A 10,480-nucleotide genomic window follows, 5' to 3' on the forward strand; every position below is an offset into this window, starting at 1 on the left:
AGGAAATTGTGGATTATCACCGGATCAAACTGGATGGAGATGAAGAAAAACAGCGCTGTGAGAGCGCTGTTTTTTTTGCCTCAGAACCCTCATGACATTGAGTAATGGAGACTTGTGATGGTCCAGAATTTTACGCCACTCTGGGAATCCGCAACAGATACGTCGGATATGATCGGTCTGGTCAAATCTCCTCAGATTGCCAGTGCGCTTGGTAATAAGGTCGATGCAGATGGCGGTCAGTCCATCCGACAATCAATCCAGTCCGGCGCGCTTGATGCGTCCAGTACGCTTGATGGTGTGACAGTTGCGGATGTGCTGGCGGCCAGCAGTCAGGCACAGGTTTCTTCAGTGGCGCAGTTCAGAGCGCTGCAGAGCGCTCCCGTCGCGGTTACACTCACATCGTGGGACGGGACGGCACAGACGCGGGGTGCGGCCGGCATTTTCCTGCAGGCACCTGACGGGTTGGTGGCAGACGGGGGCGTGGTCATTGCAACGGCCGGGGCCGGAACCTATCGCCGTGTTTTTCAGGGCGGTGTGGACCCGGCCTGGTATGGTGCGATCGGAGATGGCACCTCACACCCGGCTTCAACGCTCTTTACCACGTTGGCAGATCTGCAATCCGTTTTCCCCAAGGCCTATAGCCTGTCGCAGGAAATGGACTGGCTGGCCGTGCAGGCTGCTTCGCTTTCAGGGTATGGGGTTTCCAGCCCAAAGCGGGCCTATATGATGTGCAACGACGCGGTTGCGTCCGATGACAATCCGCTCGTCTGGATCCCGGGCATTACATTCGGGTCATTTGGCGGGTCGACCTTCGATTTCACCACGCTGAAAACTGCCGCGGATACACAGGATTTCGTGACGAACGGCACGTTCACCGATAGCAGCGGGGCAGGTTGGTCGAACGCCACGGTCTATCCGGCAATGCAGATCACGGATGCAACCTTTACGACGGGTGCCGCCATATTTACGGATCCTGCCGCTCACGGAGCATGGACGGGAACAGTCTCGGGTGGTGTCATGACCGTGACCGGGTTTTCCGGCAATCCCGCACTGGCCGTAGGGTCTGTCGTTTATGACGTTAATGACTCACTCGCTTCGGGGACGACCATTACGAAGCTTCTGACAGGCACGGGGGGCGATGGCACTTACCAGATATCCGATAGCACGGCGTCCATCGCCACTGCGGTCTCCATGTCGAATTCGACCGGTCATTATGGACAGTTCGGTCAGAAGCTCACCTTGCCAGCCGGAAACTACATGCTGGACGTCCAGTATGAGGTCACGCTTGGCGCATCGTATGCGAACGGAAACGGACAGCCGGGAAATGTCGGGGTTTCGTTCAGTGCAAATAGTCCGGGTTCTGGAGCAAATCCCTGGAACAATAGTATTTCCAAGGATACCGGGTGGCCTGATCCTGCCGTGGAAGGTGAGATTTCGTTTGCCTTCAATGTCGCGGAAGCTGGTAGCGCCTGGCTGACGATTTCGGTCTCGGGGTATATCAACGTCCGGGTCAAGAGCGTCTCCGTGAAGGCCCTGCGCTGGAACTGCGCGGTTCTTTCCACCCGCGATGGTGCACTGGAACACTATCCGAACAATGTTCTGATTGAAGACGCGACCATTCTTGGACCAACGGGTGACGTTGGGCTGACAGGCGTGTTTTACAATTCATTCCAGAATACGGATGGTACGATCCACAATTTCAAGGATTTGTCCATCCAGGGGTTCGGGGTCGGAATTGACTGGCGTAATGGGGCTTATCTTGCAGAGTACTGGAACTGCTCCGTAACTTCCTCTGCGCTGTACGCGCTCCAATTCCTCGCAGGCAGTGTCAACGCGGGTGAGAATTTCCGTTGGTATGGTGGCAGTCTGGGCAATGCGGCTGGGATTGTGTTCAATCCAGGCGGAGCTGAAATGACGTTTTATGGAACGTCTCTGGATTATTCGGACCAGATTTTCATCCAGAACACCGGCCGCATCGAGATGCATGGGGTGCATTGCGAAATGTGGGGACCGCAGGCCGAGAACAAGCCGCTGTTTCATTGTACCGGAAGCGGATATCTGGGGTGGTTCGGCGGGATGATCCTGCTGGCGGGAAATTCAGCGACCTATAAGACGCCACCGGTCTGGATGGAGCAGAACCTCTCACAGATCTGTTTTTACGGGACACAGCTTTACAATCTGACAAGTGCGGATGGTCGGGCGGGTTACGGTTCCGGGTCGATCAAGACCTTCAACATGCTGAATACCGGCAATCCCAATGTCGGGACGTTCATCAACGGTACGTCCGATCGGCTGGGACTGGCAGGGAAGTTTATCCCGCAGTCCAAGTCCGTATTGTGTCGGGACGGAATTGGACTGGCGGGCGGTCTGTATTCCGATAACTCCGCTGCGGCCTCGCAGTGGGTGTCGGACGGTGCATCGGTTGCCATGACCACGGCCTATACCGTCAACGGCAATCCTGCTGCGCTTGCGGTCACGACCCAGGGTGGCGGCCGGAACGACCGTGTCGTGCTCTGTATCCCGATCGACCGTTATCAGTCCGGCTTTTTCAATATCCAGTGCCTGTTTCCCTACGACCTGACACAAAGTGGCAAGGTTGTATCGACGAATTCGCAGTCGGCAGCTTACTCGGATGATGTCTTTCCGCTCTATGCGCGGGCGTTTTACGTGTCGATCGTGGGCTATGACGCCTTCGGGAGACCGAATTTCGGGGCACGGGATCTGTTCGCGGGGGAAGCGGATTTCAGGATTCCAAAACAGGGCTGCACCCAGTGGATGGAGGCCGGTTTCGCGTGTGCGTATCTCGGACTGCCATCGGCGGGGACAGGAGAGGATGACATTACACTCGTCGGGGCGGGCGGGGCACCATCTTTTGCGACGCATATCGCGATTGTTCTCGATAGCGAAAGTCTGCCTGCCACCACCTATTATATCGGTGAATTTGGCGGCTCCGTCTTCTGACGGCACCGTCGTGAGTGTCTGATACAGGGATCGCCTGACACGCCACAAACAGGATGTCCGGCGATCCCTGAGCAGTCCTCAGGGGGAGAAAACTGCACTCTGGAAATCGAGATTGGCGATATCAGTTAACAATCTGGGTCCCGTTGGCTGCCAGTTCAGGCGCATTTTTGTCTTCTCGCTGGAGGCCGTCATGTCTTTGGAGATGAACCCGTTCAGCCATCCAAAATGTGTGGACGCCTCCTGTGCAGACAAAGCCACAACCGGCAAACCGAGGCGATGTCCGATTGCTTCCGCGATGGATCGGATAGAAACGCCTTCTTCATCTGTTGCGTGATAGCGTGCACCGGGATGCTGTCTTTCCAGCGCGAGGCGGAACACGCGCACCGTATCGGAGACATGGGCGGCGGACCAGCGGTTTGAGCTCCCTTCGACATAGGATGACCGACCGGTCCGGCGGGCAAGGTCGATCATGAAGGTTACAAGACCCTGCCGCTGGGTGTCGTGGATCTGGGAAAGGCGCACCAGAGAGACATTGGCCCCTCGCTCCATCAGGGCTTCGGCGGTAATTTCGGACGTGACACGCGGGTTGGTGTGTCCGGTATTGAATGTATCTTCATCAGCCAGCTGACCAGAAATCGGTTCACCGAACAGGGTTGTGGAGGTGATGACGAAGGGGCGATCAGAGCCTTCCAGTGCGGCTCCCATGGTTTCGATGGCCCGTTGATCTTTCTGACAGTTGGCAAGATAGTTTGAAAAATTGTGGTCAAAGGCCGTATGGATGACCCCATCGCAGCTTTCGGCGCCCACGCGCAGGCTGTTGAGATCTTCAAGATCGCCCCGATGGGCTTTAGCGCCCGCAGCAGCGAGATGTTGTGCTCCTGCGTCCGAACGTGTCAGTCCCACAACCTCATGGCCGGCACCAATCAATTCACGGACGAGTCTGGATCCGATAAAGCCGTTGGCCCCTGTGAGAAAAATTTTCATCAGCTAATTTCCGTTGTTGTCTGCCGGGTACCGTGATCCTAATTTTTATCCTGTTACAGTAGTGACGTTATCGTAGTATAAGAATTAACGAGATGACCGTGATCGTTCCCACTTCACTTGGCGCCTATCTGAAGGACAGGCGAACCCGCCTTGATCCCGCTGCGTTTGGTTTCTCCGGGAAGCGGCGTCGCACACCCGGACTGCGTCGGGAAGAAGTCGCGCAACGCGCCAATATCAGCCCGACTTGGTATACTTGGCTGGAGCAGGGAAGAGGGGGCGCGCCCTCGACAGATGTGCTTGATCGTATCGCCAGGGGGCTGTTGCTGACGGAACCGGAACGCGAGCATCTGTTCATGCTTGCGCGCGGTCATGCTCCGGAAGTCCGCTATCGCGTTCCTGATGGAATTACTCCGCGTCTGCAACGTATCCTTGATGCTCTTCAGGACAGTCCCGCAATCGTCAAGACGCCGTTATGGGATGTCGTGGCCTGGAACAGGGCGGCTGCAGCCGTGCTGACTGATTACAGCAGACTGCCACCGGACCAGCGCAATATTCTGCGGATTGTCTTCTGCACGCCTCGGGTGCGTGAGATGCAGATGAACTGGCCTAGCTTGGCACGATCCGTTGTCGCGGCCTTTCGTGCCGATGCCATACGGGCCGGGGCGTCTTCCGAGGTCGATGAGCTTGTGAAAGAGCTGAGTGCGCGTAGTCCGGAATTTGCTGCACTATGGCAGGATAACGATGTGCAGAGTCACGGAGAAGGAACGAAGTGCCTTCTTCATCCGGATGTCGGACTGATTGAACTGGAATACTCTGGCTTTGCCGTGGATGGACGTCCTGATCTTGGTCTGATCATCTACAATCCGGCCACCCACGCGGACCTGCACCGTATTCGTACGCTGATTGCAAACAGTCAGGCTGACTTTCTCCCATGATGGAGGTCTATTCCGACAGATTGCGCCACAGGTCGACGTTGCCGTCTTTTGCGTAGCGATCAATCGTTGCCAGCTCTGCTGAAGTGAAGTCCAGATTTTTCAAGGAATCCAGAGACTCATCCAGTTGCTGGACATTCTTTGCGCCGATGAGCGCCGACGTCACACGTTCGTCGCGAAGAACCCAGGCGATTGCCATCTGGGCCAGACTCTGCCCCCGTTTGTGTGCAATTTCGTTCAACGCCCGCACATGAGTCAGATTTTCCTCTGTCAGCATTTCTTGCGAAAAGGAAGATCCTGCCGAGGCTCTTGAGCCTTCCGGAACGCCCTGGAGGTATTTTTCTGTCAACAGACCCTGCGCCAGAGGCGAAAAGGCAATACAGCCAACGCCCAGCTCTTCCAGCGTTTTCAGAAGTCTGACTTCTATCCAGCGGTTCAGAAGTGAGTACGAGGGCTGATGGATCAGGAGCGGCACGCCCTCGCGCTGGAGAATTTCCGCGGCCTGCTGCGTTCTCTCGGGGCCATAGGACGAGATCCCGATGTATAGCGCTTTGCCCTGACGGTGCATCTGCACAAGCGCGCCGATTGTTTCTTCCAAGGGAACATCGGGCGTCGGCCGATGCGAATAAAAGATGTCAACATAGTCGAGCCCCATCCGTCTGAGGCTCTGATCCAGAGAGGCCAGCAGATATTTACGTGAGCCTCCACTGCCATAGGGACCGGGCCACATGTCCCAGCCGGCTTTGGACGAAATGATCATTTCATCGCGGTAAGGTCTGAAATCGCGTCGGAGGATTTCGCCGAAGTTTTCTTCGGCTGACCCGTAAGGTGGGCCGTAATTATTGGCCAGATCGAAATGCGTAACGCCCCGGTCGAACGCCCTGCGGATGGTTGCGCGCCCCGTTTCGAACACGTCAACGCCTCCGAAATTATGCCATAATCCCAAAGAGATAAGAGGAAGTTTCAGGCCCGAACGACCTGAACGGCGAAATGCAGCGCCATCATAGCGCGAAGGTGAAGGAAGCCATTCCATGGTGTGATGTCCTTTTCGATCGTGGAAGCAGGCTGGGTGGACATTACGTCCAGGAGGGAATGATGGCTCCGTGATAGGCTTCAAGCAGCTTGGCGCGAATATTGGGTTTCTGAAAGGCGCTTACCAGCGGCTGAACCCAGGCGGCATGTGCATCGGGTTCGTTTACGGCGATGAAATTGATGTACGGATTGTTGTCCATGCTCTCACGCGCAAGACGTTCCGATTTGAGATCAATTCCGGCTTTGTAGGCCCATTCCGTAATCACTACTCCAGCATCCAGATCCGGCAGGGAACGTGCCAGTACAGGGTCATCCAGTTCCCTGATCGTCAGATTTTTCGGGTTTTCGGAAATATCGAGCGCTGTTGGCATTTCGCCTGCTTCAGATGAGATCTTCAGCAGTCCGAGAGATTGCAGAAGCTTGAGCGCACGGCCTTCGTTCGTCGGATCAGCGGGAACGCCGATCGTAGCGCCATCTGGAATTGTGGAAAGTGTCTTCCATTTTTTCGAATAAAAGCCAATCGGTGCGAAATAAGTATTTCCAACCGGCACGATATGGGATCCAAGCGCAGCATTCTGAGCCTGAAGATAGGGGCCGTGCTGAAATGCATTGGCCTCCAGATCTCCTGCTGCAAGGGCCGCGTTGATTGGATTGCCTTCAGAAAAGGTAATGATTTCAATGGTCAATCCTGTTGCGCGGGCGTTTTCCTGCACAATGCGCCAGATATCCTCGTCTTCTCCGGACAGGATTCCGACCCGAACAGGCTTCGGTTGAGCTTTCGCGGATGCTCCCATCAGGGACGTGGCGGCAACCAGCGTGAGCAGTCGACGGCGGCCCAGAAGACCCTCCGAGGCGGACTGCGGCCGCGTTTTCAGGCGATTATGCATGATGCAGGGCTTTCGATGAAGCAGCAGACAAAAGATCGCTATGATGCCGTGCCGCGACATCGGGATGAGAGCGCAGCCGCCCTTTGAGCGTGTTCTGTCCGATCTGAGAGAAAAGAGGGTTTTCGGGATCCTGGGTAATACCGGTGCTGAAATTGACCAAGGCGTCCGGCAGGGGGAGGATCGGCATCGTGGCATCGAGTTGGGCACCGAGGAAGAAGGCCGCAGAAAGCCTGTCTCGCCCTGAGTGCGGGCTGACGACACGATGGATTGCCGCCTTGAAATATCCGCTCGTGGCAACTTCCAGCAATTCGCCGATGTTGACGATGAACGTTCCCGGCTGGGGTGGCGCCTGAAGCCATTCACCGTTCGCCAGCTCTACCTCCAGGCCGCCTTCATTGTCCTGCAGGATCAGGGAGAGCAGGTCGCTGTCTTTGTGGGCGCCCACGCCCTGTCTTTCTCCATCGCCAAAATGGCCAGGGTAATGAATAAGCTTCAAAAGCTGATAAGGCGTATTGCTGACGACGGAGTGAAAGGCGTTCGCTGCTTGACCCAGAGACAGCGCAAGCGCTTCAAGCAGGCGTCGTAAGACCTCCAGAACCTGATCCTGCCATGACAGAACGGCCGCTCTGAATTGTGGAAGTGTCTTTGGCCACTGGTTCGGACCCTGAAGGCGGAGATAAGCCGGCTTGTCCTTCAGATCTGTGACGATGGCTCTTTCGGGCCCGATATCGAGTTGCTCGCGCCAGTCCGCTTTGCCGCGTGTGATTTCTCGACCTGCATGATTATACCCTCTGAAATGTGGGGAATTAACCATGGAAATCTGTTCTTTCTGCTCCATAGATAGAGAGAAGAACCTGTTCGCCTGCACCATGAGATCGGCATTCAGGTCAGCCGAAACTCCATGCCCTTTCAGGTAGAAGAAGCCATATTCATGGGCAGCATTCCGCAGAGAGGCAAGGAAAGTGTCGTCAGGAGCTTGCCGGTCCTGCCACAGGGACAGGTCGATCGTCGGTAGAGAAAGAGTGTTCTGCGTCATACACGTAACCGCTTTCGGCTCTGAATTTTTGCCTCTGAGCCCCGCTTACAAGCAGGAGGCAGAAGCATTTGTCTTCATATACCCCTCCATAAAACGCGATATATATTAAATCCACATCAATATGTTGCTTGACTCGAAAAACACTATGAAACAATCAATAAAAGAAAAATCTCCTTGAAAGAACTTTTATGCGTAGTGGTTATATCCTGGCGCCACTTCTTGTTGGCCTTTCGTTTTCTACGGCCGTCGCGGCCGAGACCACATCGGGTCAGGATAGCTCTGGCGAGAAAAATCCCTCCGGGAACAAGACTGTTGTCAAAAAATCCGTGCCTGTCGTCAGGGCGGAACAGTCTGTCGCTGACGAACCGGAACAGGTCATTGTGACCGGAACGCGTGATCCATCCCAGACGGCAGCACGAAGCATCAGTCCCATCACCATCATCGGGGGCAACCAGCTTCGTTCAACAGGAATGACCGACATCCGGGAGGCGTTGGTCCAGCTTTCTCCTTCCATCAGCCGTGAGGTTAACGGGTCGGATCAGGGATCGGTCATAGATGCGCTGAGCCTGCGGGGATTGAATGCCGATCAGACCCTGGTGCTGGTGAATGGCAAAAGACGGCATACGACGGCCGCAATTGCGGTGGATGCTTCATCGCAGCAGGGAACCACTCCAGTTGATCTGGATATGATACCGATTTCTGCAGTCGATCATATCGAGATCCTGCAGGATGGAGCGGCTGCGCAGTACGGATCGGATGCGATTGCAGGCGTAATCAACGTCATTCTGAAATCCAACAATCACGGACTTCATCTTCAGGCTGTAAATGGTGGTTACGCTGCGGGAGATGGCTTCACGACCGGTGAGAACCTGAACGCAGGATTCAAGCTGGGTCATCGTGGGTTTCTGAACCTCAGTGCCGAATTCAAACATCAGGACCGCACACAGAGAACCGGTATTGACCCCCGGACCGGCAGAAACAATGATCTGGCCACGGGCCAGCCTCAGGTTACGCGTGAGTCCATCGAGACGAATTTTGGCTATCATTTAACGGATGCGATAGAGCTTTACGGTTTTGGGACATTCACGCACCGTGATGCCGAACGTTGGGCATTTTTAAGGGCTCCAAGCACGACAGCGGCGGACGGACTATCCGGGATGTATCCGAACGGCTTTGAACCTGTTGAGACGATGCCTGAGAATGATTATGGCTTTACTCTCGGGTTCCGGGGAAAACGGCTTTACGGCTTTGACTGGGATCTGAGCTCCACGATTGGTGGAGACCATGACACGCTGGGGGACTACAACTCCGCCAACGCGGATGCCTATAAGGAAACAGGCTATTCTCCTTCACGGTTTTATCTCGGGAATTATTCCAACCAGCAGTGGACGAACAATCTTGATATTCGACGGGGCGTAGATCTTCCGTTTCTTTATAGTCCTTTGAATATCGCGTTTGGTGGCGAATATCGCCGTGACACCTATTCCATTGGTTCGGGAGAACCGTTGTCATATTACCTGAGTGGTGCGCAGGGATACCAAGGTGAAACGCCTCAGGATGCTGTTAACGCAGCCAGACACGTTGCAGCAGCCTATGTCGATTTCTCGACACAGATCGTCAAGCGCTGGCGTGTAGATCTTGCGGGAAGGTTTGAGCATTATGACGACGTCGGAAATGCCCGGACAGGCAAGATCTCCACGCGATATGATATCAACCGCTTCATTGGATTTCGAGGTACCGCCAGCACCGGCTTTCGTGCGCCGACCCTTGCTGAACAGAATTTTGCGGCCTTCATCTCCAGTCCGAACTACGCAACCGGGCAGATTGCGGCCAACTCGCCCGCCGCGCGCGCTCTGGGCTCACCCGGCCTCAGACCAGAGACGTCCACCAACTTCAGTGCAGGCATGATCCTGAATCCGTTGCCGCGGCTTCATATCAATGTTGATGGGTATACAATCTATATCAAGCACCGGATTGTCGACGGCGGTTATGCTTCAGGGGCCCGTGCTGTAGAAGCTTATGCAGCAGCAGGCGTGGATACATCCGGTTTCTCGGGCGATGAATCTGCTGTCAGTACAAACTACTTTACGAATGGTGCCAGTACCCGGACAACCGGCCTCGATATCACGGCGCGTTATTCTTCAGATTTTGGGCGCTATGGGAAAGTAGACTGGGATGCAGCCGTCAATTTCAACCATACCAATGTGAAAAATATTGCACGGACAGGGGAAGGGGCCCCTGTTCTGAATGCCCAGCAGATTAGTTTGATGTCTACGGAGAACCCGTCCAATAAGCTGATTTTCGGAGGGATCTGGCATCAGGGAAAATGGACGGTCGCCGTTCATGAAATACGTTACGGTCATACGACGTCCAACCTGACATTCGTCTCGGGAAGCCATGCTTTTTCGACAACGGATTTTTACCATCAGATCAATCGCCCGCGTTTTGTGACCAATCTTGAAGTCGGCTATCAGGTTCTTCCACTACTTCATCTGGCGCTGGGCGGTAATAACGTTGGGAACGCCCATCCCAGTCGCGTACCTTCCTTCACGGCCGATTATAACAACAATCTCTACGATACCCTCAGTCAACAGCTCTCCGAAGAAGGTGGTTTTTATTACCTTCGGGCTGATCTGGCTCTTTGAATA

7 protein-coding genes are annotated in these 10,480 nt (G+C 54.9%); 3 read left to right on the forward strand and 4 right to left on the reverse strand.

Annotated elements, in window-relative coordinates:
* Positions 1-117: 117 nt before the first annotated feature.
* Positions 118-2,961: a hypothetical protein gene (locus A0U94_RS05450; RefSeq protein WP_077802709.1), complete on the forward strand. Its 2,844-nt coding sequence runs from the start codon at positions 118-120 to the stop codon at positions 2,959-2,961.
* A gap of 78 nt (positions 2,962-3,039) precedes the next feature.
* On the opposite strand, the gene A0U94_RS05455 is transcribed toward A0U94_RS05450, so the two are convergent.
* Positions 3,040-3,945, reverse strand: a complete 906-nt coding sequence (locus A0U94_RS05455; protein ID WP_077802710.1) for an SDR family oxidoreductase — start codon at positions 3,943-3,945, stop codon at positions 3,040-3,042.
* A gap of 98 nt (positions 3,946-4,043) precedes the next feature.
* Between A0U94_RS05455 and A0U94_RS05460 the strand changes: the two genes are divergently transcribed.
* Positions 4,044-4,880, forward strand: coding sequence for a helix-turn-helix transcriptional regulator (locus A0U94_RS05460; protein WP_244178084.1), 837 nt, complete (start codon positions 4,044-4,046; stop codon positions 4,878-4,880).
* 7 nt (positions 4,881-4,887) lie between these two features.
* Here the strand turns inward: A0U94_RS05460 and mgrA are convergent, their stop codons facing one another.
* The 3 genes from mgrA to A0U94_RS05475 are packed head-to-tail and all read right to left on the reverse strand — an operon-like array spanning position 4,888 to position 7,832.
* Positions 4,888-5,910, reverse strand: coding sequence for an L-glyceraldehyde 3-phosphate reductase (gene mgrA / locus A0U94_RS05465; protein ID WP_077802712.1), 1,023 nt, complete (start codon positions 5,908-5,910; stop codon positions 4,888-4,890).
* A gap of 43 nt (positions 5,911-5,953) precedes the next feature.
* A complete protein-coding gene (locus A0U94_RS05470) occupies positions 5,954-6,796 on the reverse strand; it encodes a MetQ/NlpA family ABC transporter substrate-binding protein (RefSeq protein ID WP_244178085.1) in 843 nt (280 codons plus the stop codon).
* Positions 6,789-7,832 (reverse strand): isopenicillin N synthase family dioxygenase, encoded by a 1,044-nt coding sequence (locus A0U94_RS05475; RefSeq protein WP_077802713.1) that lies wholly within the window; start codon positions 7,830-7,832, stop codon positions 6,789-6,791. The genes A0U94_RS05470 and A0U94_RS05475 overlap by 8 nt, the downstream gene beginning before the upstream one ends.
* A 188-nt stretch (positions 7,833-8,020) precedes the next feature.
* On the opposite strand from A0U94_RS05475, the gene A0U94_RS05480 reads away from it, so the two are divergent.
* Complete coding sequence (locus tag A0U94_RS05480) at positions 8,021-10,477, forward strand: TonB-dependent receptor plug domain-containing protein (protein WP_077802714.1); 2,457 nt, start codon at positions 8,021-8,023, stop codon at positions 10,475-10,477.
* Positions 10,478-10,480: the final 3 nt, after the last annotated feature.

Source organism: Gluconobacter albidus, assembly GCF_002005485.1.
GTDB classification, from domain to species: domain Bacteria; phylum Pseudomonadota; class Alphaproteobacteria; order Acetobacterales; family Acetobacteraceae; genus Gluconobacter; species Gluconobacter albidus.